The sequence below is a fragment of the Otoolea muris genome (assembly GCF_943193115.1).
Lineage (GTDB): Bacteria > Bacillota > Clostridia > Lachnospirales > Lachnospiraceae > Otoolea > Otoolea muris.
Window position 1 is genome coordinate 19,821 of sequence record NZ_CALPCY010000023.1, and the last position, 25,608, is coordinate 45,428.

The 25,608-nt window shown below is 53.7% G+C and carries 17 protein-coding genes and 3 pseudogenes; 19 read left to right on the forward strand and 1 reads right to left on the reverse strand.

The window, feature by feature from the left end; genetic code table 11:
- Positions 1-14 precede the first annotated feature (14 nt).
- Positions 15-3,458, forward strand: coding sequence for a helicase-exonuclease AddAB subunit AddB (gene addB / locus NFS31_RS14485; RefSeq protein WP_251496351.1), 3,444 nt, complete (start codon positions 15-17; stop codon positions 3,456-3,458).
- On the opposite strand, the pseudogene NFS31_RS27765 reads toward addB, so the two are convergent.
- Positions 3,382-3,606, reverse strand: a pseudogene (locus NFS31_RS27765) (DUF6783 domain-containing protein). The gene addB and the pseudogene NFS31_RS27765 sit on opposite strands and share 77 nt — an antisense overlap.
- Between NFS31_RS27765 and NFS31_RS27770 the strand changes: the two are divergent.
- The 18 genes and pseudogenes from NFS31_RS27770 to NFS31_RS14570 form a co-directional block, all read left to right on the forward strand.
- A pseudogene (locus tag NFS31_RS27770) lies at positions 3,544-3,711 on the forward strand (DUF6783 domain-containing protein); the annotation flags it as partial. The pseudogenes NFS31_RS27765 and NFS31_RS27770 overlap by 63 nt on opposite strands.
- The gene (locus tag NFS31_RS14490) at positions 3,660-3,902 is read left to right on the forward strand and encodes a winged helix-turn-helix transcriptional regulator (protein ID WP_251496355.1); all 243 of its coding nucleotides are present in this window, start codon (positions 3,660-3,662) and stop codon (positions 3,900-3,902) included. The pseudogene NFS31_RS27770 and the gene NFS31_RS14490, both read left to right, overlap by 52 nt.
- A gap of 179 nt (positions 3,903-4,081) precedes the next feature.
- The gene (locus tag NFS31_RS14495; protein ID WP_251496358.1) at positions 4,082-4,723 is read left to right on the forward strand and encodes a GNAT family N-acetyltransferase; all 642 of its coding nucleotides are present in this window, start codon (positions 4,082-4,084) and stop codon (positions 4,721-4,723) included.
- Positions 4,724-4,725: 2 nt separating this feature from the next.
- Entirely contained in the window at positions 4,726-8,538 is a 3,813-nt protein-coding gene (gene addA / locus NFS31_RS14500) for a helicase-exonuclease AddAB subunit AddA (RefSeq protein ID WP_251496361.1), read from the forward strand.
- Between the two features lie 62 nt (positions 8,539-8,600).
- Positions 8,601-9,026, forward strand: a complete 426-nt coding sequence (locus NFS31_RS14505) for a C-GCAxxG-C-C family protein (protein ID WP_251496364.1) — start codon at positions 8,601-8,603, stop codon at positions 9,024-9,026.
- Positions 9,027-9,323: 297 nt separating this feature from the next.
- Positions 9,324-9,944: an RNA polymerase sporulation sigma factor SigK gene (gene sigK, locus NFS31_RS14510; protein ID WP_275563894.1), complete on the forward strand. Its 621-nt coding sequence runs from the start codon at positions 9,324-9,326 to the stop codon at positions 9,942-9,944.
- Between the two features lie 216 nt (positions 9,945-10,160).
- Positions 10,161-11,963, forward strand: coding sequence for a methyl-accepting chemotaxis protein (locus NFS31_RS14515; protein ID WP_251496370.1), 1,803 nt, complete (start codon positions 10,161-10,163; stop codon positions 11,961-11,963).
- A gap of 178 nt (positions 11,964-12,141) precedes the next feature.
- Complete coding sequence (locus NFS31_RS14520) at positions 12,142-12,384, forward strand: DUF6870 family protein (protein ID WP_251496373.1); 243 nt, start codon at positions 12,142-12,144, stop codon at positions 12,382-12,384.
- Between the two features lie 99 nt (positions 12,385-12,483).
- Positions 12,484-14,109: a recombinase family protein gene (locus NFS31_RS14525; protein ID WP_251496376.1), complete on the forward strand. Its 1,626-nt coding sequence runs from the start codon at positions 12,484-12,486 to the stop codon at positions 14,107-14,109.
- Positions 14,110-14,113: 4 nt separating this feature from the next.
- Positions 14,114-15,802 (forward strand): recombinase family protein, encoded by a 1,689-nt coding sequence (locus tag NFS31_RS14530; RefSeq protein WP_251496378.1) that lies wholly within the window; start codon positions 14,114-14,116, stop codon positions 15,800-15,802.
- Positions 15,799-17,361 (forward strand): recombinase family protein, encoded by a 1,563-nt coding sequence (locus NFS31_RS14535; protein ID WP_251496381.1) that lies wholly within the window; start codon positions 15,799-15,801, stop codon positions 17,359-17,361. Before NFS31_RS14530 ends, NFS31_RS14535 begins: the two co-directional genes overlap by 4 nt.
- Positions 17,362-17,640: 279 nt before the next feature.
- Positions 17,641-17,781, forward strand: a pseudogene (locus NFS31_RS14540) (AAA family ATPase); the annotation flags it as partial.
- Positions 17,782-18,406: 625 nt separating this feature from the next.
- Positions 18,407-20,290, forward strand: coding sequence for a glycine betaine ABC transporter substrate-binding protein (locus NFS31_RS14545; RefSeq protein ID WP_251496384.1), 1,884 nt, complete (start codon positions 18,407-18,409; stop codon positions 20,288-20,290).
- Positions 20,277-21,479, forward strand: a complete 1,203-nt coding sequence (locus NFS31_RS14550) for a quaternary amine ABC transporter ATP-binding protein (RefSeq protein ID WP_251496387.1) — start codon at positions 20,277-20,279, stop codon at positions 21,477-21,479. Before NFS31_RS14545 ends, NFS31_RS14550 begins: the two co-directional genes overlap by 14 nt.
- 168 nt (positions 21,480-21,647) lie before the next feature.
- Positions 21,648-23,006: a Trk system potassium transporter TrkA gene (trkA, locus tag NFS31_RS14555; RefSeq protein ID WP_251496390.1), complete on the forward strand. Its 1,359-nt coding sequence runs from the start codon at positions 21,648-21,650 to the stop codon at positions 23,004-23,006.
- Positions 23,007-23,016: 10 nt separating this feature from the next.
- The gene (locus NFS31_RS14560; RefSeq protein ID WP_251496393.1) at positions 23,017-24,453 is read left to right on the forward strand and encodes a TrkH family potassium uptake protein; all 1,437 of its coding nucleotides are present in this window, start codon (positions 23,017-23,019) and stop codon (positions 24,451-24,453) included.
- 106 nt (positions 24,454-24,559) lie between these two features.
- Complete coding sequence (locus NFS31_RS14565; RefSeq protein WP_251496396.1) at positions 24,560-24,895, forward strand: hypothetical protein; 336 nt, start codon at positions 24,560-24,562, stop codon at positions 24,893-24,895.
- A gap of 137 nt (positions 24,896-25,032) precedes the next feature.
- Positions 25,033-25,398 (forward strand): hypothetical protein, encoded by a 366-nt coding sequence (locus NFS31_RS14570; protein ID WP_251496398.1) that lies wholly within the window; start codon positions 25,033-25,035, stop codon positions 25,396-25,398.
- The last annotated feature ends 210 nt before the right edge of the window (positions 25,399-25,608 follow it).

Here is a 25,608-nt window from a genome sequence, read left to right on the forward strand (position 1 = left end):
GGAGAGGGTGAGAGATGTCATTACGGTTTGTGATCGGCGGTTCCGGTTCGGGAAAGACGAGGTATCTCTATGAGGAGCTCATACAGGAGTCCATAAGAGAGCCCGGGGGACGTTTTTTTGCCATTGTCCCGGAGCAGTTTACGATGCAGACGCAGAAGGAGATTGTATCCCTTCACCCCTGCCACGGCGTGATGAACATTGATATCGTGAGCTTTGAGCGGCTGGCGTGGCGGATTTTTGAGGAGCTGGCAGTGGAACGGCTGGCGGTTCTGGACGATATGGGAAAGGCTATGGTGCTGCGCAAGGTGGCGGCCGGGGTAAAGAAGGATTTGAAGCTCTTTGGGAGCCATCTGGATCAGATCGGCTTTATCGGGGAGCTGAAATCCATGCTGTCCGAGTTTTTCCAATACGGCCTCACCGGGGAACGGCTCTTTGAGCTGTCGCAGGAGGAGACGAGCCCGCTGCTGAAGAGAAAGCTCCAGGATATGCATGCGCTGTACAGGGCCTTTAAGGAATACACAAGCGAGCGGATGATCGCCAAGGAGGAGCTTCTGGAGATCCTGGCGCGCGAGCTGCCGCGCTCGGCGCTTATCAAAAACAGCGTGGTGACACTGGACGGCTATACGGGCTTTACGCCGGTGCAGTATAAGGTGCTGGAGCTGCTTCTTATCTACTGTAAGCGGGTGACGGTGACCGTGACCATGGATCCCGCCGATCATCCTTACCGCGAGGCTTCCATGCAGGAGCTGTTCCACATGAGCCGCCATACGGTCTGCCGCCTCATCGATCTGGCGGCCGGGGCGGGCTGCGGCCGGGAGGAGGATACGTTTCTGGACCGCGTTCCGTACTGGAGGTTCCGGGAGAGCCCGCAGCTCCAGTTTATCGAGAGGGAGCTGTTCCGGTACCATGCGGCGCAGTATGGGCAGGGAGAGGGCCGCGAAAGCCTCTTTCTGTGGCAGGCGGCGGCCCCTGGCCGGGAGGTGGAGCTTGTGTGCGGGGAGATCTGCCGCCTGGTCAGGGAAGAGGGCCTGCGCTACCGCGATATTGCGGTGCTGACCGGCGATTTGCCTTCGTATTCCAGGGAGATTGTCCGCCAGTTTTCGGAAAACGGGATCCCGTTTTTTATTGATTATAAGAAAACTATCATGGGGAATCCCATGGTGGAGCTGATTCGGGCGGCGCTTGATGCGGTCCGGAAAAATTTTTCTTATGAGAGCATGTTCCGCTATCTGAAAACGGGGCTGGCGGTTCCGGTGGACGAGCGGCTCTATGTGCTGGAGAATTATGTCCTGGCTCTGGGGATCCGGGGCTTTGCGAAATGGAACGCGCCGTGGGAGAGGACGTACCGCGGGGCGGAGCTTATCAATCTTTTGGAGTTAAATGAGCTTAGGGAGGCGATCCTCGCGCCCCTGGCCGGGCTGCGGGCGATCTTTTCCGACAGGAGCGCCGATGTCCAGGCCAAGACCGAAGGGCTTGTGCATTTCCTTGAGGAGCTGGGCGTGGAGGAAAAACTGCGGGATATGGAGGCGCGGTTCCATGCGTCAGGCGAGGTCAGCCTGGAGAAAGAATTCGGCCAGGCATACGGCCTGGTGATGGAGCTGTTTGACCGGATTACGGCGCTTTTAGGAGAGGAGCGGATCTCCAGGGCGGAATACTGCGATATTCTGGACGCCGGTTTTGCGGAGATCAAGGTGGGGCTTATTCCCGCCGTGGTGGATCAGATTCCGGTGGGCGATATTACAAGGAGCCGGCTGTCGCATGTGAAGGCGCTGTTTTTTGTCGGCGTGAACGACGGGGTGGTCCCTTGTGTTTCCGGGCGGGGCGGGATCCTCTCCGAAGCGGAGAGAAACCGTTTAAAGGCGCGGCAGGTGGAGCTGGCCCCGACCGCCAGGGAGGAAGGGTTTCTGCAGCGGTTTTATCTGTACCTTGCGCTCACAAAGCCGTCAAAAGCCCTCTATGTGTCGTTTTCCATGGCCTCGGCGGATGGAAAGAGCCTGCGGCCGTCAAGCCTGGTGGGCCAGCTTTTGAAGCTGTTTCCCGGGATGCGGATTGAGACGCCGGATGTGAACGCTCTGGCGGCCTGGTCGCTTCCTCTGGGGCTGCGCTCTGTGATAGGCGGCATGAAGAAATATGAAGAAAAGCGGGAGGATGCGGCGTTTCTGGAGCTGTTTTCCTTTTTCCGCGCCTCCGGGGACTATGGGGAAGAGCTCCGCCGCCTGGGGGAGGCTGTATTTTACTCTTACACGGATCGCGGGATCGGCCGGACGGCGGCAAAGGCGCTTTACAGCCAGATCCTGCGCGGCAGCGTGACGCGAATGGAGCTTTACGCATCCTGCGCGTACGCCCATTTCCTTGCCTACGGGCTGGAGCTTTCCGAGCGCCCGGCCTATGAGCTGGCCCCGGCGGATATCGGAAATCTGTTCCACCAGAGCATTGATGCGTATTTTAGGCGCATGAAGGAGGAAAAACGCTCGTTTCGGGCCATTTCAGACGAGGATCGCGCGCGCCTCGTCGGCGAGTGCGTGGCGGACGTGGCGGCGGAGTACGGAAATACGATCATGAAGAGCTCGGCCCGGAACCGCTATCTGGAGCGGAAGGTGCGCCGGATCATGGACCGCACGATATGGGCGCTGACCGAGCAGCTCAAAAAGGGCGATTTTGAACCGGGCGGCTTTGAGGTAACCTTTACGCCGGCCGATAACCTGCGCGCCATGAAAATCCCCATTTCCAGGGAGGAGGCCATCCACCTGCGCGGGCGGATTGACCGGATCGACTTATGCGAGGACGGGGATCTGCTGTATTTGAAAATCATTGACTATAAGACAGGGAAGACAAAATTCGACTTGACGGAGCTGTACCACGGCCTGCAGCTCCAGCTCGTGGTCTATATGGACGCGGCGGTGGAAAAGGTGCAGCGCGAGCGGCCGGAAAAACGCGTGATCCCGGCCGGGATCTTCTATTACCACATCGATGACCCGATGCTGGATCGCGGGGAGGCAGCGCTTGATGAAGACGATTCGCCGGATCCGGCGGGGATCTTAAAGAAGCTGCGCATGAACGGGCTGGTAAACGGGGATCCGGCGGCGCTGGGACATCTGGATCACCGCCTGGATTTCGGCGGAGGCGGGAGCGTGGATTCGAGCGTTGTGCCGGTTTCGATTAAGGACGACGCGATCGTGATGCGGCGTTCCTCCGTGGCGGGCGAGGAGCGGTTCGCGGCCCTGGGGGCCTTTGTGAATCAGAAGATGAGACGTATGGGGCGGGAGATTTTAGACGGCCGGGTTTCTGTTTCGCCGTATAAAAACGGGATGCGGACGGCCTGCGATTTCTGCCCGTACCACAGTGTGTGCGGGTTTGATTTGAAGACCGAGGGATATGGGTTTAGGAGGCTGGACAGCCCGGGGGCGGAGGAGATTTGGGAGCAGATTGTGAAGGCGGCGGAGGAAGGGGATGTGTGAAGAGGCCGCCGGAGCTAGAGCGTGTTTGAAAAATCATTCCCGCCATCTGCACGCCCCACTTTGCGGCATATTTGTGCCAAATTCACTTAACGCAGCCCGCTGCGCCGCGTTCATTTGGCCCAAATCTCCCACAAAGCGGAACGCACATCTGGCAGAAAGCATTTTTCAAACACGCTCTAGGTTGCCGGCGGACTGCGCAGCGTGCTCACGAATATTACGGATGCGGTTCTCGGCGCTTCATTCAAAATGCTGATGATAAACAGAAAGTCTTATGATGAGATTCCCCTCAGGGTGGAGTATTCTCTCTCAGAAAAAGGAATGTCTGCTGTCCCGATCCTGCAGAGCATCTGCCAGTGGTCGGGGGCTTACCGCAAAGAAGATACGGAATATACGATGCCGCACTGTCAGAAATGTGATGATAATGACAGTGGTAAGGAATCGTGAAATTGTAATAATTCCAGCGTCATGGTTCTGGTTCTGCGCAGCAGTTAAGACAGTAAATACATTGCAACCTGAACGATTCCGCTCCCGTTTTACGCTCCCCTGCCAAGATAATAGATGACTTTTGCCATGATATCCGATATAATAATACAAAACATACAATTATCGAAGGGGGCATGGCCTTGTTTACGATACGAAATGAAACAGAAAACGACTATACAATTGTAGAAGCGCTGATCAGAAAAGCCTTTTACAATCTTTACATTCCGGGATGTGTGGAGCATTATCTGGCGCATATCATGCGCTGTCATGAGGACTTTATCCCCGAGCTGGATTTTGTGGCAGAGCTTGACGGGCAGGTGATTGGCAGTATAATGTATACACGGGCCGGACTGGTCGATGAGGCGGGCCGGGAAAAAGCGATCCTCACCTTTGGCCCGGTCTGCATACTGCCGGAATACCAGCGGATGGGGTACGGCGCAAGCCTCATGGAATATTCCTTTGAGAAGGCCGTATCGCTTGGCTATGATGTGATCGTGATATTCGGAAGCCCCGCAAACTATGTGGGCCGCGGGTTTCAGAGCTGCAGGAAACATCATATCTGCGACGAAAACGGGAAGTATCCGGCGGCGATGATGGTGAAAGAGCTGGTTCCCCACGCGCTGGACGGCAGGCGGCAGACGTATCATGGCAGCCCGGTGATGGCCTTTGACGAGGAAGCGGCCGGGCGGTACGATGATGCGCTGGAGGAGATGAAGAAGGAACACCGGCCAAGCCAGGAGGAATTTTACATCATGAGCCATGCGTTTCTGGAGGATAAGTAGGTATGGCAGTCGATTGGACAAGGGAACAGAGGCAGGTCATTGAGAGCCGCAGCCGGAATCTGCTGGTCTCGGCCGCGGCGGGAAGCGGGAAGACGGCGGTTCTGGTGGAGCGGATTGTGCGGATGGTCACAGAGGGGGAGCATCCGCTGGAGATCGACCGCCTTCTGGTCATGACCTTCACCCGGGCGGCGGCGGCGGAGATGCGGGAGCGGATCCAGGAGGCGATCGAGAAGAAGCTTGAGGAGCAGCCGGACAACGGCCATCTCCAGCGCCAGGCGGTGATGGCGCAGTATGCGCGGATCACGACCATTGACAGCTTCTGCCTGTATATCTTAAAAGAGCATTTTGACCGTCTGCATCTGGATCCGGCATTCCGCGTGGGGGATGAGGGGGAAATGCTCCTGCTGCGCGCGGATGTGATGCGCGATATGCTGGAGGACTACTATGAGAACGGCGGGGAGCGCTATGAGGCGTTTGTGGACGCCTATGCGGTGGGAAAGGCGGACGCCGGGATCGATGAGGCCATTTTTCAGGTCTACGCATTTTCACAGAGCAATCCGTGGCCAAAGGAATGGCTGGCGCGCTGCCGGAGGGAGCTTGAGGACGCTTCGCCCGAGGGGTTTAACCAGACGGAGTGGATGCGTTTCCTTTTGAAGGATGCGGCCATGCAGGCAGAAGAGTGGATGCGGGAGCTCTCTGAGGCGGCCATGCTCTGTGAAGAGGAGGACGGGCCGCAGCCGTATCTGGCGGCGATCCGGGAGGATTTGAGCCAGATAAGCCATATCCTTGCATGTACGGATTCCTATGAGGCGTTCAGCCGCGCGGTGGGCGGCGTCGCCTTTTCCCGCCTGGCGGCGATCCGGGGAAATAAGCATTCCGTGAATCCGGAGAAAAAGGAAAAGGTTTCGGACTGCAGGAAGCGCATCAAAAAGGCGGTGGAGCGGCTCAAAGAAGAATATCTGTTCGAGTCCCCGGAACAGGCGCTGCGCGATCTGGAGGAGAGCCGGGACGGGCTTTTGATGCTTCTGGAGCTCACTGAGGAGTTTTCCAGACGGTTTCAGGAAAAGAAAAAGGAAAAAAATGTGCTGGATTTCAATGATCTGGAGCATTTTGCCCTCCAGGCATTGACAGAGCCGGGGGAAGGCCGCGACGCGGGGGATGACTCTGATATGGAAAACGGCTCCGCTATGGAGAACCGCCGCGGTGAGGGAGAAGGCCGCGATGAGGAGGACGGTTCCGGGACAGGAAAAGAGGACGGGACAGGGCGGGAGGCCGGAGCCGCGCGGGCGCCGGGGCCGGTGGCGGACGAGCTGAGCCGTCAGTTTGACGAGATTCTGGTGGATGAGTACCAGGACAGCAATCTGGTGCAGGAAACGCTGATCCGCTATATTTCCAGGGAGCGCTTCGGGCAGCCCAATGTCTTTATGGTGGGAGATGTGAAGCAGAGCATCTACAAATTCCGCCTGGCGCGGCCGGAGCTGTTTCTGGAAAAATACGATGCCTATGCGCGGGAGGACGGGCCGTTTCAGAAGATCGAGCTGCACCAGAATTTCCGCAGCCGCAGCGCGGTTCTGGACAGCGTGAATGATGTGTTTTACCGCATTATGACGAAAAAGCTGGGCGGCATTGCCTATACGGAGGATGCGGCGCTCCATGCCGGGGCGGTGTTTGAAGAGCGGGAGGGGCTTTCGGAGCTTGAAACCGAGCTTCTGCTGATCGATACAGCGGCCGGCGCGCTCGAAGAGCTGGATGAGGATCTCTCAGACTACACGGCCAGGGAGCTGGAGGCCGGCATGATCGCGGGCCGGATTAAGGAGCTCGTGGATCCGGAGACGGGGCTTACGGTCTGGGACAAGGAGGAAAAACGCTACAGAAGGGCCGGGTACGGGGATATCGTGATCCTTTTAAGGAGCGTCAGCGGCTGGGCGGAGAGCTTCTGCGAGGTGCTGGGGCGTTTCGGCATTCCGGCAGCGGCTGAGTCGCGGACCGGGTATTTTACCGCAATCGAGGTGGAGACGGTTTTAAACCTTCTGGCCGTGATTGACAATCCCATTCAGGATATCCCGCTGGCCTCGGTTCTGAAATCGCCGATCGGGGCCCTCACGGACGAGGAGATGGCGCACATCGCGGCCTGGTACAAGGCTGCCGGCGCGAAAGAGGCCCACAAGGGGCTTTACTGGGCGGTCAGGGCGTACTTAGAGGAGGACGAGGGCGTTGATGTTTCGGGCTGCGGCCGGCGGCCGGCGCTGGCCGCGCGCTTAAAGGAGCTGTCCGGCCTGCTGGCGGAGCTTACGTCCATGGCGGTGTATCTGCCCATGCATGAGCTTTTGTACCGCATCTATGACAGAACCGGATATTATTCGTACGTGTCAGCCATGCCGGGCGGGGAGGCCAGGCGGGCCAACCTGGATATGCTGGTGGAAAAGGCGGCCGCCTATGAGAGCACCAGCTACCGCGGCGTCTTTCATTTTATCCGGTATATCGAAAAGCTGAAAAAGTACAATACGGATTTCGGGGAGGCCAGGGCGCAGACAGGCCGGACGGACGCGGTGCGGATCATGAGTATCCATAAAAGCAAGGGCCTGGAATTCCCCATCGTGTTTGTGGCGGCCATGGCGAAGCAGTTTAATAAGCAGGATACAAGGGGAAAGCTTTTGATCGACGCGGATCTGGGGATCGGAACCGATTATCTGGATCCGGTGAAGCGCTTAAAGGGGCCGACGCTTAAGAAAAACGTGATGAAGCGCCGCATGGAGCTGGACGCCCTGGGAGAGGAGCTCAGGGTGCTCTATGTGGCCATGACGCGCGCGAAGGAAAAGCTGATCCTCACCGCGTCCGTAAAAGGACTGTCGGACCGCCTGGAGAAATGGAACCATTTTTCGCCGGAGGAGGGCCGCGTCCCCTGCACGGTGCTGACGCTGGCCGGGTCATATCTGGACTGGATCCTGATGAGCATGCGGGCGGCCCCCGCCCCGGTGCGGATTGCGGTCCGCGAGGAAAAGGCGGCCGGGCAGCTTTCGCGCGAGATCGGGGCCCAGCTTGCGCGCCGGGACAGCCTTGAGGAGCTGTTCGGGGAGCGGCCGGACGAGACGTATGACGAGGCGTTCCGGGAACGCCTTACCCGCTCGTTTACATTCCGCTATCCGTTCCAGGCGGATATGGTCCTGAACACCAAGATGTCTGTATCTGAGCTCAAGCGCGCCCATTTGGAGGAGGAAGAGGAGGAGACGGCTTACCTGCCCACGCTCCCGGCCTTTATGGGAGAGGAGGAGCGGGAGGAGGGCGGAACCACGCGCGGAAACGCCTATCACCGCCTGATGCAGCTTTTGCCGTTTGAAGAGATCGGAGAGGGGGATATCTCCACGGATCAGGCGCTTTTGGCATGGATTCATTCCTGTCTTGCGCGTTTTCAGAAGGAAAAACGTATCACGCAGGAGGCGGCCTCCCTCATACGGCCGGGCGATATCGCGGCCTTCCTGAAAACCGGGCTGGGCCGCCGTCTGTGCCGCGCCGCCCGGGCCGGGCGGCTGAGGCGGGAGCAGCCGTTTGTGATCGGGATCCCGGCCCGCGAGATGGGGGACTGGGATTCCGGCGAGCTGGTTCTGATCCAGGGAATCATCGACGCATTTTTCGAGGAGGACGGCGAGCTGGTGGTGGTCGATTATAAGACCGATTATGCGGCCAATGAGGAGGTATTGAAAAACCGCTATGAGGCGCAGATACGCTACTATGAGCGCGCGCTCTGCCAGATAAGCGGGAAACGGGTAAAGGAACGGTGCATCTATTCGTACAGGCTGGGGGAGATTTGGGTCTGAGCCGATGTCCTTTCATTTGCCTGAGGAATCATCAATGAAAAATCAAAAAGGAGAATAAAACCATGACCAGAGAAGAGATCGATTCTAAAATTTCAATTGCCCATGAAAATCACAAAAAGGGCTATAATTGCGCGCAGTCCGTGTCGTGCGCATTCTCGGACCGGACGGATTTTGACGAGGAGACGATCTTTCGCCTGACAGAGGGCCTTGGCCTGGGGATGGGCGGGATGCAGGGGATGTGCGGCGCGATCGCGGCGGCGGGGGTGCTGGCCGGCGCGAAGTGCAGCACAGGCAACTTAAAAGCGCCGGATTCCAAGGCGTCGTCCTACCGCCTGGCCAGGGCCTGTCTGGAGCGTTTTAAAGAAAAGGACGGGGCGGTACTCTGCCGCGATTTAAAGGGCCTGGACACGGGAACCGTGCTGCGTCCCTGCCCGGAATGTATTTCCGACGCCGTGGAAATCATCGCGGAGCTTTTGTACAGCGAATAGCCGTCTGGTTCCCGGCCTCGCGGACGCCGATGGTAACCGTTCAGACAACCTGAACTGTTACGGCATCTGCCCATGAAAATCGCTTCGCGATGGGGCGGATGCCTGCTGCCGCCGCGTTTTCGTACGGTCAGCGCAGCAGGTGCGCAGACCTATCTGAACCGTTACCGCCGGCGGAGTTCCGGGCGTGGATACATACAGGCATGATCCGCGGTTTCTTCTAATAAAATAGTACCAGCCAGCCTTTTTTTGTAAAAGCACTTCAGGGTTTCGGGCGGCATAAGATAGAGTAACGTAGTCTTGAGGTGGCTTTCTTTGAAGACATTTGCCAAACCACTTACGGCCGGTGAAGAAGCAGAATATTTAAAACGCTGGAGAGAGGGCGACGAGGAAGCCAGGGCAGTGCTGATTGAGCGGAATTTAAGGCTTGTGGCGCATATTATAAAGAAGTACCAGTATACGGATTATGAGACCGAGGATCTGCTGTCTGTGGGAACCATCGGGCTTATAAAGGCCGTCAACACCTTTAAGGCGGAGCGGGGCTCGCGTCTGGCGACGTATGCGGCGAAATGTGTGGAAAATGAAATCCTGATGCTGCTGCGCGCCGGCAAAAAGTATGCCAGGGACGTATCGCTTTACGATCCGATCGGGGTCGATAAGGACGGGGAGACGGTCAATCTGATTGACGTCCTGGAGGCAGACGAGACAGCCGCGCTGGAGGAGCTCATCCGCGCGCAGGATGTCACGGCGCTGTATGAGGCGTTTGACGGCTGTTTAAAGGAGACGGAAAAACTGGTCGTGCGCAAGCGATACGGCCTGTTTGGAGAAAAGGAGCATACACAGAAAGAGATTGCGGGAGAGATGGGGATATCGCGCTCCTACCCATCTGTTATTATAGGGATAAAGTCAGGAGGACCATGAAATAACATAGGACTTTGGATAAAAACAGTCTGTTAAAAAGAAATGTTTTGAGGTATAATGAATAAAGGAAATCATTTTAGGGAGAGGTGAGGACATAGGCAGATATACCGAATGTAATGTAATACACATACAAAAGACATAGGCAGAAGTGGGCGGCCTGAACAATGCATCCACTATTTTGTTGAAGGTGAAATATAACAAAGGAGAGATTATGAAATGTTGAATCAAATGATTAAGAACTTAAAAATCCGCAGCCGAATGCTCATTTCCTATTTTATTATTGTGCTTTTGCTGCTCATTGTGGGTATTACATCAATCGTTATGCTTAATCAGTCGAGCAAAAGGCTGCAGAATTTCTATGACATGCAGTTTAAAACGGTATCCCTGGCTATGGATGCCCGCCGCACCGTATTCTCCGCCCGGGGCAATATCCTCTCGACCATTGTAGAGTACAGTGATCAAGCGTATGCCAATGCCCAGAGTGATTTTAACTACATCTACACCCTGGTGGACGAGCTGAAGGAGACTGAGCAGAAGATCACCGGCTCATCCGGGGGATCCTCCCAGTTGTCCACAGTGGAGGAAAATTTAAATCAGGCGTCCAGCTATCTGCCTCAGATCCTGGATCTGGCCGCGCAGCAGAAGGACGATGATGCGCTGGCCTTATACAAGTCCAATTACAAGCCTTATATGGACGCCAACCGTGACATTTTGACCAGCCTCTGTGAGACCTCCGAAACCAACGCTTTGGCAAATGTGGAGGAGGGCAAACGTCTGGCCGGCATTGCGGACATGATCGTAATCGGCCTGATCGTGGCTGCGGTAGTGATCAGTGTCATTCTGGCCATTTTCATGAGCGACAGCGTGCGCAGGCCCGTGGAGGAGATGCGTCAGGTAGCCTCCCGTGTTTGTAAAGGCGATATGGATGTGGAGATTACATACCAGTCCCGGGATGAACTGGGAGAGATGGCGGATAACATGCGGAGCATGACAGAGATTGTCAAGGTGCTGATCGGCGATATCAGCTACTGTATGGACGAACTGGCCCAGGGTAACTTTACGGTAAAGAGCCGACACAGCGATGCCTATATTGGCGATTACGCTGATATCCTGAAAGCCATGAGAGTTATGAAATCTTCCATGAGCGAGACCCTCTCCAGGATCGAATCTGCCGCGGCTCAGGTAAACGCCGGAGGCGAGCAGGTGTCCAGCGGCGCTCAGGCCCTGGCTCAGGGCGCAACCCAGCAGGCATCTTCTGTGGAGGAGCTGGCCGCTACCATTCAGGAGGTCAGCCAGCAGGTGGAATCCACTGCTGCCTACGCCAGAACCGCCAAGACAGAAAACGAACAGTCCCACCAGCAAATCGGCGTGTGCTTCAGCGATATGGAATCCCTCCTGAACGCCATGAACAAGATTGAGACGCATTCCACCGAGATCAGCAAAGTGATCAAGACCATTGAAGACATCGCGTTCCAGACCAACATTCTGGCGCTGAACGCCGCTGTAGAGGCCGCCCGCGCCGGCGCCGCCGGCAAAGGCTTCGCCGTGGTGGCCGACGAGGTGCGCAACCTGGCCAGTAAGTCCGCGGACGCATCCAAGAGCACGACAACCCTGATCGAGGGTACCGTGAAGGCAGTCAAGGAGGGGCTTGATCTCTCCCATGAAACCAGCCAGGCTCTTCAGGTCGTGGTGGGCAGTTCCCAGAAGGTTCTGGACGCGGTAGGCAAGATTGCCAGCGCCGCTGAGGAGCAGACGGCTTCCATCTCCCAGATCTCCACCGCTGTGGATCAGATCTCGAGCGTGGTTCAGACCAACTCCGCCACATCCCAGGAGTCCGCCGCTGCCAGCGAGGAGCTTTCCAGCCAGGCTAATGTACTCAAGCAATTGATTTCGCGGTTCCGTTTGGAGGACAGCAGTACCGTCAGCGACGCCGCTCCCGCTCCCAGAGCCAGTGTCAGCAGTTACTCTGCCCCGCAGGCTCAGGACATCCCTGTCAGCTTTGCAGACGCAAAGTATTAAACACGCAAAAAAAACGCCGCTTCCGCCTCCTTGTGAAAGGAGCCGGAAACGGCGTTTTTTACTGCCCGAAGCTGCGGATCAGCCGCCGCCGCTCCGGCGGACGGTATCAGGAATAGGACAATCCGCTTTTTTCATATGATATACAACATATTAGGTGGGAGAGACTGACAATAAAGCGATGGCAGATTTAGAACAGTTGCGTTTAGCAGATCCCAATGAGGTCAACAGAAGCGATCTCGTGGATATTCAGGACATTGTGGTGGAGAGCCGATTGCCAAAAGAAGAAAGAATTGCAGATTTTATTCAAAAGGTAAAAAACCCGTATCTGTGTAAATGCGGAGATATGGTCGTACAGTCTGTTTTTGAAGAAACCGATATCACACTTACAGAGCGGCTGACACAATATTTCCGGATGGCATAAAGATACCCGGACGCGCAGGGATTGCTGCGGCAGCATACTTATAAGACCCCTCCTAATGTGTTTTTCTGATTACACAAACATGTTAGGAGGTCTTTTGTTTTGCCCGGTCATTCAGATATCGATAAAAAATATCAGGCGGCTTTGTACATCCGCCTGTCGAAAGAGGATGGGGACAAGGAAGAGAGTAACAGCGTGTCCAATCAAAGAGATTTGATCTATTCATTTTTGGAAGACAAAGGCGATATTCAGGTCTGTGAGGAGAAAGTGGACGACGGATACAGTGGAGTGGGTTTTGACCGGCCGGCGCTTAATTCCATGCTGGAGGATGTAAAGCAGGGAAAAATCAACTGTATTATTGTTAAGGATTTATCCCGCTTTGGCCGCAATTATATCGAGACAGGACGATACATACAGCAGATTTTTCCCTTTATGGGAGTGCGGTTTATTGCCATCAATGACCACTATGACAGCGGGCATATGGACAGTCAGGCAGACAATATGCTCCTGCCCTTCAAAAACCTTATGAACGACTCCTACAGCCGGGATATTTCCATCAAGGTGAGAAGCCAGATAGAGGTGCGGCAGAAGCGCGGGGATTATACAGGAAGCTTTCCTGTGTATGGCTATTTCAGAGATCAGGAACGAAAAGGAAAACTGGTGATCGATCCTGTGGCTGCCGAAGTGGTCAGAGACATTTTTGATATGCGTATCAAGGGCTGTAATAACCGCAGAATTGCGGATTATCTGAATGAGCATGGGATACCGTCGCCTATGGAATATAAAATGCTGCTGCATTGGCGGTATACCACATCATTTAAGCTGAAACCCCAGGCAAAATGGTCGTCCATGGCAGTGGAACGCATCTTAAAAAATGAGATTTATACAGGAGCTATGGTTCAGGGAAAAGAGAAAACCCTGAATTATAAAGTGAAAAAGCGGATAAAGGTCAGCAAGGAAGACTGGATTCGGGTGGAACATACCCATGAAGCCATTATTGCAAAAGAGGATTTTGCTATCGTTCAAAAACGGATGCTCCGTGATACACGCACAGCGCCCGGAGGAACAAAGCTGCATCTGTTTTCGGGATTTTTGCGCTGCGGCGGCTGCGGGGGAAATATGGTCCGGAAAAAGATTCGCTCTGCTAAAGGTGAATATTGCTATTATATCTGTTCCAGCAATAAAAATGATACGTCTGTATGCAGCAGCCACCGGATACGGGAAGACGGTTTGAGCAGGGCGGTGCTGGAAATGCTCCGGACACACCTTTTTCTTATCATTACCATGGATGAACTTAAGGAAATGATCGGAAAATTACCTTTGCAGGAACGGGAAGCGCAAAGAAGATGCAGACAGCTCGAGGAACGGCGAAAGGAACTGACGCGGTATCAGAAATTAAAGATTTCCGTATATGAAGATTATAAGGAGGCTCTTTTAACAAAAAGGGAATACCTTGAGATGAAGGAAGATTATGAGGGTTCCTGCAGGCAGATGGAGAAAGCGATTGAAACGCTGGAAAGGGAGGTGTGTTCACTTGTAAAAGAAAGCAGGCTTCACAGTCCCTGGATAGAACGGCTGAAAGAAAGAGGAACGATTTCTGAACTGGATCGCGGTCTTCTGGCAATGACAGTGGAAGAAATCATAGTGATGGATTCGGAACATATTCAGGTTCACTTTCAATACCAGGATGAGTTTCAAATCGTGCGGCAAGCAATGAAAGAGGGGTGAGCTTATGGCAAGAAAAAGCAGAAAAAATTTGCAGACAGAACACATGCAGCCCAGGCCAGGAAAGCTTTATCACACGGCAGTCTACGCACGGCTTTCCATTGAGGATAATGGAATACAGGGTGATTCCATAGAGAGCCAGATAGAAATGATAGAGAACTATATCAGCTCATGCCAGGATTTGAAAGTAGCGCGTACGTTTGTTGATAACGGAGAGACAGGTACAAATTTTGAAAGACCCGCCTTTTCGGACATGATGGAAGAGGTGAAAAAGGGAACGATAAATTGCATTGTTGTGAAAGATTTATCACGTTTTGGAAGAAACTATCTGGAAACCGGCAATTATCTGGAAAAGATATTTCCTTATCTGGATATTCGTTTTATTTCAGTAAACGATCATTTCGACAGCCTTCATGGCGGAAGAAGCGACACGCTGCTGGTTCCTTTAAAATCGATCCTGCATGATACGTATGCAAAAGATATTTCACGGAAGGTAAGTTCAGCCATTGACATAAAAAAGAAATCCGGAAAATTCATGGGAAAGATTCCGCCTTATGGTTACGTGCGGGATGAACAGGATCGCCATAAGCTGCGTGTGCACACCGAAAGAGCGGAGATTATCCGCAGGATGTTTAAATGGCGGACGGAAGGGATGGGTCCGGTTTCCATTGCCCATCGCCTGAATGACATGGCAGTTCCCACACAGCTTCAGATTCGTTTTGCAGAGGGACATCATGACGGCAAAGAACATGCCCTGTGGCGCGGATCTGCGGTTGCGGATATACTTAAGAATCCCTGCTATACTGGCTGTATGGTTGAGCGGAAAGGAAGCTGCCTTCTCTGTAAGGGCCGGGAGAACGAGGTAATCCCGGAATCGGAATGGAATTTGATTGAAAATACCCATGAACCAATCATAGGCAGAGAAACATTTGAGAGAGTTCAACGATTACGTTCCGAAAGCAGGAGGAAAAGAACGCAGCAGGCAGCCAATACATCCTGCAGGCAAAGAACAGAAAATATGTTAAGCGGAATGGTTCAATGCGGGATATGCGGCGGCAGTGTCCGCCGTGACAGCGGTTATTTCCGGAAAGATGGCTCGCTGGTTCACTACAGCTTCTATTGTTCCAATAAATATCTCAAAACAAAGGGATGTTCTTTAAAGGCGTTTGATGAGGCAGAACTGCAGAATTACATTTTTCAGGTCTGCAAAAAGCAGTTGGAACTCCTGACGGATAGGAAGGAACGAATAAGAGATAAACTGGAAACTGCAAAAAAACGTCGGTATATCAGCAGTTTGAAAGAGGAGATTCGTATTCTGGAGGATAAACAGCAGAAATTGCGGAGAAAAAGGAATGACCTTTACGCTGATTTTAAGGACGGCCTTCTCACAGAAGGGGAATATACGATTACACGGGACAGATATATGGCTGACAGCGGACAATTAAACGGGCAGTTACAGGCTGCAAATGCAAAACTGCAGGAACAAAGCCGGATGCCAGGGACGACGGCAGCGGGGATCCGCGATGTTAGCTGTTTTCATGACACGGAGAAACTGACAAAAGAGATGTGTTCTGCGATGGTGAAAAAGGTAGTCTTAAATGAACATTCGGTAAGTATTCATTTTACATTCACAGATGAATATGAAAAGGCGCTTGCTTTTCTGGATGGCTCCGGAAAGAATGGCGGCGCGACATGAAAAAACATGGAATCGGATTGTATTTGCGATTGTCGGATGAGGATGGCCGTGAATTTCGGGAAAGTAACAGCATTACATCCCAACGGGACATCTTGAAGAATTATGTGAGAAGCCACAGGGAATTTGCGGACTATTATATGGCTGAGTTTTGTGACGACGGATATAGCGGAACCAATTTTGCAAGACCGGGCGTGCAGAAACTGTTTGATCAGGTAAGGGCGGGCGTGATTTCTGTGATAATGGTAAAGGATTTTTCACGGTTCGGACGAAATTATATAGAAGTTGGCAATTATCTGGAACAGGTGTTTCCTTTCCTCGGTATCCGGTTTATTTCAGTAAATGACGGATTTGACAGCGGTGTTTCTGATTTTTCCGGGGAGTTTTTTGATGTGGCGTTTAAAAACCTGGCGCATGATTTATACAGCAAGGATCTTTCGGAAAAAATCATCAGTGTGCGGCAGATGAAAGCCAGGCGGGGGAAATGTATCGCTTCATATGCGCCGTATGGGTATTTGAAATCTCCGGATCAGAAGCTGACGCCTGACAGGGAGGCGGCTTTCGTGGTTCGCAGGATTTTCCATATGGCTCTGGAAGGGATTCCGAAAGCGCACATTGCCAGCACCCTGAACAGAGAGGGGATTCTGACGCCGCTGATGCTGCGGCGGCAGAGGGGAGAGCATTTCCCCTGCAAAACCGTGAATGAGAAGAGCGTCTGGAGAACGGCGTCTGTCTTGTCTATATTGCAGGATCAGCGGTATGCGGGGGATACGGTATATGGAAAGGTAAAACCGATATCGGTAGGGAGCAGGGAAGGCCGCGCCGTGCCCAGAGAACAATGGATGATCGTTCCTGACACCCACGAGGCGATTGTCTCCCGCGAGGTATTCGAGAGAGTAAATCTGGGAATCAAGAAGCGCAGCGCCTGTCACCGGGAGAAAGAAGCGTCGCTTAGGGGAAAGGTCCGGTGCGCCGGCTGCAACCGCATCATATCACGGGTAAAAAGAGTTCGGTCCGGGGGAAGAAAAGGAGCAACATACCGCTGCGGGATTCAGAATATGGCAAAGGAATTTGGATGCTGCCCTCAGACCATAGAAGAATGCCAGATTGAAACGGCCATACTGGCCATGCTCCGAAAGATGGCGGCAGCAGTGGCTGACAGGGAAATGGAAGAAGCGTCAGAGAGCAAGACAGAGGAAACAGAGAAACTCCTTATCAAATGTGAAACAGAAGTGAATCGCCTGGCAGGCCGGAAGCGGGAGAAATATGAGGCATACAAGGACGGGCTGCTGTCACGGGAAGCCTTTGCAGGGGAAAAGGCGGCATTGGAAAAGCAGAGGAATATTCTTTTGGCAGAGATTGAAAAATGCAGGAAGAAGTTATATGATGATAAGTGTGGAGATACCGGGGAAATGGATACTGCCCTGCGCCTGGGACGGTTTGCCCCTTTTGAGGCGCTGACCAGAGAGATAGTGGAGACTTTTGTGGAACAGGTCTGTATCTGCCGGGATGGCTCCCTGCGGATTCACTGGAAATTTAAAGATTTTTCAAACATTTTTTAGCCCTAACCTGACAGGAGAGTATGTGTCAAGGATTGAGAAGAAGGCCCTTTCTAAGCTGCGGGAGAAATTTGAGGAAAGATGAAACTGCGTAAAAGACAGGGAATTTCAGAACGCGGGATGAGTTGATTTGGCCAAAGAACGCCAGATTAACTCGTCCCATTCTTTTATAGCAGATATAATTATTATGGAAACGTTTGAAATCTTCTTGGGTGTTATTCGCAGAGTATGTATAATTATAGATAAAAATACGGTTATTTTAGGTTTGGAGGACATATGACTATGGCAAGAACCGTAGGAATAGGGATTCAGAGCTTTGAGAAGCTGATTACAGAGAATATCTTTTACACTGATAAAACCGATTTTATCAGGCAGTGGTGGGAAAACAGGGATGACGTGACGCTGCTCACCCGTCCGCGCAGAAATCTCTGGCGGAGACTGCGGATGCGGCGCTGAGACAGATTGAAGAACAACAGTACCGGGCAGATTTAGAGAACAGAGGAATCTCTGGCGACCGCATCCGAAAATACGGCTTTGCCTTTGAAGGAAAAGAAGTCCTGATAAAAAGTAACCGTTCAGACAAATCTGCGCATTCCGCTGCGCTGACCGTCCGAAAATGCGGCGGCAGCAGGGTTCCGCTGGATTTTGAATCTGACACTGGCGGCCCTCCCACGACACACAATGCCATTGGTTCAGATTGTCTGAACGGTTACCCGCAATGAAAGCTACTGCTCATACTGCTCACACAGACGAAATTTACTTGATTTTTGAGGAAAATTAGATTATAATCAAACTATATTCAGGCAGGCGCTATATTCTATATTACTACATACTTTCAGACAGCCTGTTCTGTCAGGCAGAAGCCTGGCGGGAAACCGCGCAGGTGTTATGTCCGGTCTTACATTTCCGGTATTCTTTTCTTTTTCTGGTTTCAGCCATTTTCAGAGAAAAACACAGGGATTTACAAAAAAGAAATGTTGGGAAGGGAGAATGAACGTTATATTGTGTATCATGCCATAGCGGTGAAGAGATTGGAGGGCGATTTGTATTGAAGAGGATTCAGATTATATCAATGGCGATTGCGGCGGCGGCCGTGTTCGGCGCGGCGCTGACCGGGTGCGGCGCGGGAAAGAGGGAGATTGTTTTTGCCGATGTCGGATGGGACAGCGTGAAATTTCACAACGCCGTGGCCGGGCTGGTGGCGGAAACAGCGTTCGGCTGTTCGTGGAAGGAGATGCCGGGCTCGACGCCGATCATGCACGAGGCGCTCAAAAAGGGCGAGATTGATGTGAACATGGAGGAGTGGACGGACAATATATCAACCTACGAGGCGGATCGGGATGCCGGGCTGTTCCGGGATCTGGGGACAAATTTCGGGGATAATATCCAGGGCTTTTACGTGCCGCGCTATGTGATCGAGGGGGATGCTGAGCGCGGGATAGCGCCTCTGGCGCCGGATTTGAAGACCGTGCAGGACTTGAAGCGGTATGCGGACATTTTCCCGGATGACGAGAAGCCGGGCATGGGGCGCATCTACGGCGCGATTCCCGGATGGGAGATCAATGATATCATGCTGAAAAAGGTTCAGTACAACGGCCTTGACGCCATGTACCAGTATTTCCAGCCGGGCTCGGACTCCGCGCTTTCGGCGGCCTTTACCTCCGCCTATGAGAAGGGGGAGCCGATCGTGGGGTATTACTGGGAGCCGACCTGGCTGACCGGAAAGTATGATCTGGTCCTTTTGGAGGATGCGCCCTATGAGGACGCGGACGCGTACCGGGAAGGGCGGACCGCCTGCCCGTCCGTGGATGTGACGATCGGCGTCAGCAATCAGTTTTATGCCAGAGAGCCGGAGATCTGTGAGTTTCTGGAACGGTATGAGACGAGCAGCGCCCTGACGTCGGAGGCGCTGGCCCATATGCAGGAGACCGGGGCCAGCTACGAGGAGACGGCAAAATGGTTCCTGTCTGAGCACAGTGATTTAATTCTTGAGTGGCTGCCAAAGGAGGAGGCGCAGAAGGTGATGGGAGCCCTGGGGCTTCAGGAAGAGACGAAAAATTACTTCTTTGATTTCCCGTTCGAGCTGCCGATTGACGTGGAGGCATTCGACGCCTCGGTGAAGGCATTTGCGGCGCGGTTTTCCCCGGTGTTTGGCGGGATACGGGGCGTCTTAAACGGCCTGATCGGCCTGATTGGGACGGTGCTGCGCCTGATTCCCTGGTGGCTTTTCATCGCCCTTGCAGGATTTGGAGGCTGGAGGCTGAGCGGCCGTGTGCGCGTGGGCATTCTGTACGGCGCGATGCTGTTTATCGTGGGCTTAATCGGGCTCTGGAGCCTGATGTATGAAACGCTCTCAATTGTGCTGGCCTCAGTGGTGATTTCCCTGCTGATCGGCCTTCCGGCCGGCATCCTCGTATCCGGGAGCGAGAAAGCGAATGTGGTTGTGCGCCCCATCCTGGACACGATGCAGACCATGCCGGTGTTTGTATACCTGATCCCCGCCGTGCTGTTTTTCGGTCTCGGCAAGGCTCCGGCTGTGATTGCAACCACGATCTACGCCATTGTCCCGGTTATCCGGCTGACAAGCCATGGGATCCGGCAGGTGGATCCGGAGGTGGTGGAGGCGGCGCGCTCCTTTGGCTCAACGAAGATGCAGTGCCTCTTTAAGGTGCAGATCCCCCAGGCGCTGCCGACGATCCTGACGGGCGTCAACCAGACGCTGATGATGGCCATGGCCATGGTAGTGACGTGTTCTATGATCGGTGCGTCAGGGCTTGGGATGGAGGTTTTGATAAGTGTCAACCGGATCGAGATCGGGCGCGGGCTTCTGGCCGGCGCGGCTGTGGTGATTGTGGCGATCCTGATGGACCGCCTGACGCAGGGCTGGTTCCACAACGGGAGAAAGGAGGAACAGGCGGATGGCAGAAAATAAGGCGGCAGGCTATAAAAATGATTATATTATACAGGTCAATCATCTGACAAAGCTTTACGGCGCGGCGAACCGCACGGAGGCGTCGCGGATGATGAAGGAGGGCCGCTCCAAAGAGGAGGTTCTGCGCGAGACGGGCGTGACGGTGGCGCTCTGGGATGTCAGCTTTAAGGTAAAGCGGGGAGAGGTTTTTGTGATCATCGGCCTGTCCGGTTCCGGGAAATCCACGGTGATCCGGACGCTGAACATGCTGAACCGCCCCACAGCGGGCCAGATTCTCTTTGAGGACAGCGCCATTGACACCTTTGGCAAAAAGGATCTCAATGAATACAGGAGAGATAAGATTTCCATGGTGTTCCAGAGCTTTGGCCTCATGAGCCACCGGGACGTGCTGGGGAATGTGGTCTACGGCCTTGAGATCAAGGGGCTTGCGAGGGTTGAGCGGGAGCGGAAGGCCATGGAGATGCTTGACATGGTGGGCTTAAAGGGCTATGAGCACGCCTCGATCGCAAGTCTTTCCGGCGGCATGCGCCAGCGGGTGGGCATCGCCAGGGCCCTGGCGAACGATCCGGAGGTCCTTCTCATGGATGAGCCGTTTTCGGCCCTGGATCCCCTGGTGCGCAAGGATATGCAGTTTGAGCTTTTATCCCTGCAGAGAAAGCTGGAAAAGACGGTGGTATTTATCACGCATGACATCAATGAAGCCTTTAAGCTGGGCGATACGGTGGCCATCATGCGGGACGGGCGCCTAATCCAGGTCGGCACGCCGGAGGAGATGAGCGCCAGCCCGGCGGATGACTACGTGCGGGAATTCATCGACAGCGCAGACAAGACCAAGGTGCTCTGCGCCCGCCACGTCATGCTCACGCCCTGCGTCGTGCGCGAGACGGATTCGCCGGATTACGCCCTGCGTGAGATGAAGAACGGCGGGGTATCGTCCGCCTATGTGGTGGACCGCCATATGAAATTTTTAGGGATCGTCAACGTGGAAGCCGCCATCCGGGCCAGGAAGGAGAGGAAATCCTTAAAGGAGGTCTACGTCACCGATGTGGCGACCACGGCGGCGGATACGGTGATCAGCGATATCCTTCCGGTGGCGGCGGAGGCCAAATATCCGATTGCCGTGCTGGAGAACGACGGAAGCCTGGTGGGGATCGTGTCAAAGGCTTCGGTTTTGTCGTCGCTGATGTAAAGAAATAGCCGCGCAGATCTGTCTGCGCTGGCCGTAATGGCAAAATCCGAAAATCCTAAGTTTCTGTTTGAATTTTATAAATAAGGTGGTATAATGTGCTTAATCTATGCGAACGGGCTTTAAACCCCGCAAATACACAGGATATACAAACAGACACGGAGGACAGACATGGAGATAATCATTATCGGCTGCGGCAAGGTGGGGCTTACCCTGGCCGATCAGCTGGTGAAGGAAAACCACAACGTGGTGATGGTAGACACCTCCTCAGAGCGGCTGCAGAGCCTGTCTGAGGAGATTGACGCAATTAAGCTTTTGGGGAACGGGGCGAGCATCAGCACGCAGATGGAGGCGGGGATTGAGACAGCGGACATCCTGATTGCCGTTACCGGTTCGGACGAGATGAACCTTCTGTGCTGCCTGATCGCGAGAAAGGCGGGGCGCTGCCACACGATCGCCAGGGTGAGGAACCCGGTGTATAATAATGAGATTAACTTTATCAAGGAGCAGCTCGGAATTTCCATGATCATCAACCCGGAGATGGCGGCCGCCGGCGAGATTTCCAGGATCCTGCGCTTTCCGTCTGCGATCAAGATTGACCGCTTTGCCAAGGGCAGGGTAGAGCTCCTGAAATTCAAGATACGGCCGGAATTCCGCCTCGACGGGCTGTCCGTGATGGATGTGGACAGCCAGCTCCGCTGCGACGTGCTGATCAGCGGCGTGGAGCGCGGGGACGAGGTGGCGATCCCGGACGGTAAATTTGTGTTGAAGGACGGGGATGTGGTGTCAATCATTGCTTCTCCCAGGAATTCGGCGGAATTTTTCAGAAAGATCGGCATTCAGACAAACCAGGTGAAAAATACGCTGATTGTGGGAGGAGGCACGATTGCCTACTATCTGGCAAAGCAGCTCTCCTCGATGCATATCCGTGTCAAGATCGTGGAGAAGGACAAAAAGCGCTGCGAGGCGTTGAGCGAGCTTCTCGAGGACACGCTGATCATCAACGGCGACGGGACGGACCGGCGGCTTTTGGTGGAAGAGGGGCTGCAGAGCGCGGAATCCTTTGTCACCCTGACGAGCCTGGACGAGGAGAACCTGTTCCTCGCCATGTTTGCCAAGGAGGTTTCGGGGGCAAAGCTTGTGACAAAGGTCAACCGGATTGCCTTTGACGAGCTGATCGGAAAGCTGGATCTGGGGAGCGTGGTCTATCCGAAATTCATCACGGCCGATTACATTCTCCAGTATGTGCGCGCCATGCAGAATACGATCGGCAGCAATGTGGAGACGCTGTACCATATCCTGGAGGGCAGGGCGGAGGCCCTGGAGTTCCGGATCCGGGAGGATTCGGAGGTGACGGGCGTCCCGCTGATGAATATCCGTTTAAAGAGCAACCTGCTGATCGGCTGTATCAACCGGGGCGGGCAGATCCATATCCCCCGCGGCCAGGACTGTATCCTCAAGGGCGACACCGTGATTGTAGTGACGAGCCAGAAGGGGCTTCATGATATACGCGATATTCTGAGAAAGTAAGGAGCGAGCCATGAATTATTCTGTTATATTCTATATTATGGGCTGGATCCTGAATTTTGAAGCGGTATTTATGATCCTTCCCTGCATTGTGGCGCTGATCTACAAGGAACCGGCGGGCTGCTATCTGCTCACGATGGCGCTGTGCCTTCTGATGGGGATCCCGCTTGTGTTGAAAAAGCCGAAGAACCAGATCTTTTACACGGCGGAGGGGTTTGTGACCGTGTCCTTGAGCTGGGTGGTCTTGAGTGTGATGGGAGCCGTGCCGTTTCTTTTAAGCGGCCATATCTTAAATCCCATGGACGCTTTGTTTGAGACTGTCTCCGGCTTTACGACAACAGGGGCCAGCATACTAAACGATGTCGAGGCCCTGCCGAAATGCCATCTTTTCTGGCGCAGCTTTACCCACTGGATTGGGGGTATGGGCGTGCTGGTCTTCATTCTAAGCCTCCTTCCCCTAGCCGGCGGAACCCATATGAACCTGATGAAGGCGGAGAGCCCGGGGCCGTCGGTCAGCAAGCTGGTCCCCAAGGTGCAGACCACGGCAAAGCTTCTGTACAGCATTTATCTGGGAATGACAGTGCTTGAGTGTGTAATTCTGCTGTTTGGCGGGATGCCGCTGTTTGACGCCATTACCATAACCTTTGGGACAGCCGGAACGGGCGGTTTTGCGATCAGAAATACCAGTCTGGGCGAATATTCCGCTTTCCAGCAGAATGTGGTGACGGTATTTATGATCCTGTTCGGCGTTAATTTTAACGTCTATTTCCTGTTTCTGATTGGAAAAATCAGGGCAGGGCTGAAAAGCGAGGAGGTGCGCTGTTATCTGCTCGTGATTGCGGCCGCGATCGGGATCATCACGATTGATACGATGAGCCTTTACCGCTCCGCGGGCGAGGCGCTTCATCATGCGGCGTTCCAGGTGGGTTCGATCATTACGACCACCGGGTATGGCACCGTTGACTTCAACCTGTGGCCGCAGGCTTCAAGGACAGTTCTCGTTCTCCTGATGTTTATCGGCGCCTGCGCCGGCAGTACAGGAGGCGGCATTAAGGTTTCACGGTTTATTGTGCTGTTTAAATCCATGAAGATGGAGCTCAGCCACCTCCTGCACCCCAATGCGGTGATCAAGATTAAGATGGACGGTAAGGTTTTGGACGAGGATATGATACGTTCCGTGAACGTATATATGGTAGCGTATATTCTTCTGTTCGCCATATCTGTGTTCCTGATCGCGGTTGATGAGCGGGATCTGATCACGAATTTTACGGCGGTGGCCGCGACGTTTAACAACATCGGCCCGGGACTGGAGCTGGTGGGCCCCACGCAGAATTTCGGCCTGTTCAGCAACTTTTCCAAGGGCGTGCTGATCTTTGACATGCTGGCCGGGAGGCTGGAGATATTCCCCATGCTTCTTCTGTTTAACAGGGAGACGTGGAAGAGATTTTAATGCAGGTATGGATGCGCCGCGCCCTGAGGCGGGAATGATGTTTCACATAAGCTTCAGGGCGCGGCTATTTATGCGATGCTGTACGGGTGTTGTAAAGGAGCTTTGGATGGATACTCTTTTTTTTGTCACCGGCTGTCTGGGACTGGCCGAGACGATTGATTTATTCTGTCAGAAGGATTTTCTGATCTTTATTTCCGGCTCGATCGATCCGGCTGATTACGATCTGCAGAAAGTGTACGCTGTGGAAAAATGGCTGTTTGCCATTGATACCCTGTGCCTGTTCGGCATCTCCTTTCATGTGGGCGGTTATTACGGGGACTGGTTTCTGCTGGCGGTTGTGATGTTCACCCTGATCCTGCACTGGAGAGTTTTTAAAAGCCCGGCCTTCCGCCGGGATAAGGCTCCCAAAGGAGCGGGCGGGAAAAAGAGGAAGAAATGGTAACCGTTCACTTCGCTAAATGCCATTAGTTCAGGGTTATCTGTACGGTTACAGAAAATGATCTTCTGGCAGGCTGTCACATATTGTCCTCCTGTACATACCATATATTATAAAGATAAAGAAAACAAGGAGATTTCAATATGTGTTGTTTATTTAATAGATGTTGCTGCAGAAATAATGGAGTTGCCTGCGGGTGCAGATGCAGAGTAAACTGCTGCTGTAATACCAATAACTGCTGTGGATCCGTTTCAGGTTCCGGCAATAATAACTGCACATGCGGCTGCAACACAGGCTGCGGTTCCAATAATAACTGTGGCTGCGGTTCGAACAATAACTGCACATGCGGCTGCAATACGGGCTGCGGCTGCGGCTCGAACCATCCCTGTAGCTGGGCTTACCGCAACGGCTTTAACGACGGATATGCGGTCGGCTACCGCGACGGCTTTGACGCCTGTGCAAACAGCGGAGTCGCTCCGGCCAGCAATACGGATTGCGGCTGCAATTAAACAGAACATGGCGGCGGGATTTTCCCGCCGCTTTTACATGCACAGGCGCGCATAAGGAAGTCCGCTGTCAAAGTAGCATGCGGGCCGCGAACCCCTTTTTTCCTGTCCGATAGTTCAAAAAATGTTCACATTTTCTACAAAATACGGCCATAATTTTAGGATATACTATAATCACGAACGGCAGAGATGAAATTTTAGGGGTGACATTCA

Bases quoted from the DNA above. Each gene is read 5' to 3' on its own strand.
- addB (WP_251496351.1), top strand. From the start codon at position 15: ATGTCATTACGGTTTGTGATCGGCGGTTCCGGTTCGGGAAAGACGAGG.
- addA (WP_251496361.1), top strand. From the start codon at position 4,726: ATGGCAGTCGATTGGACAAGGGAACAGAGGCAGGTCATTGAGAGCCGC.
- NFS31_RS14505 (WP_251496364.1), top strand. From the start codon at position 8,601: ATGACCAGAGAAGAGATCGATTCTAAAATTTCAATTGCCCATGAAAAT.
- NFS31_RS14515 (WP_251496370.1), top strand. From the start codon at position 10,161: ATGTTGAATCAAATGATTAAGAACTTAAAAATCCGCAGCCGAATGCTC.
- NFS31_RS14520 (WP_251496373.1), top strand. From the start codon at position 12,142: ATGGCAGATTTAGAACAGTTGCGTTTAGCAGATCCCAATGAGGTCAAC.
- NFS31_RS14530 (WP_251496378.1), top strand. From the start codon at position 14,114: ATGGCAAGAAAAAGCAGAAAAAATTTGCAGACAGAACACATGCAGCCC.
- NFS31_RS14535 (WP_251496381.1), top strand. From the start codon at position 15,799: ATGAAAAAACATGGAATCGGATTGTATTTGCGATTGTCGGATGAGGAT.
- NFS31_RS14550 (WP_251496387.1), top strand. From the start codon at position 20,277: ATGGCAGAAAATAAGGCGGCAGGCTATAAAAATGATTATATTATACAG.
- trkA (WP_251496390.1), top strand. From the start codon at position 21,648: ATGGAGATAATCATTATCGGCTGCGGCAAGGTGGGGCTTACCCTGGCC.
- NFS31_RS14560 (WP_251496393.1), top strand. From the start codon at position 23,017: ATGAATTATTCTGTTATATTCTATATTATGGGCTGGATCCTGAATTTT.
- NFS31_RS14565 (WP_251496396.1), top strand. From the start codon at position 24,560: ATGGATACTCTTTTTTTTGTCACCGGCTGTCTGGGACTGGCCGAGACG.
- NFS31_RS14570 (WP_251496398.1), top strand. From the start codon at position 25,033: ATGTGTTGTTTATTTAATAGATGTTGCTGCAGAAATAATGGAGTTGCC.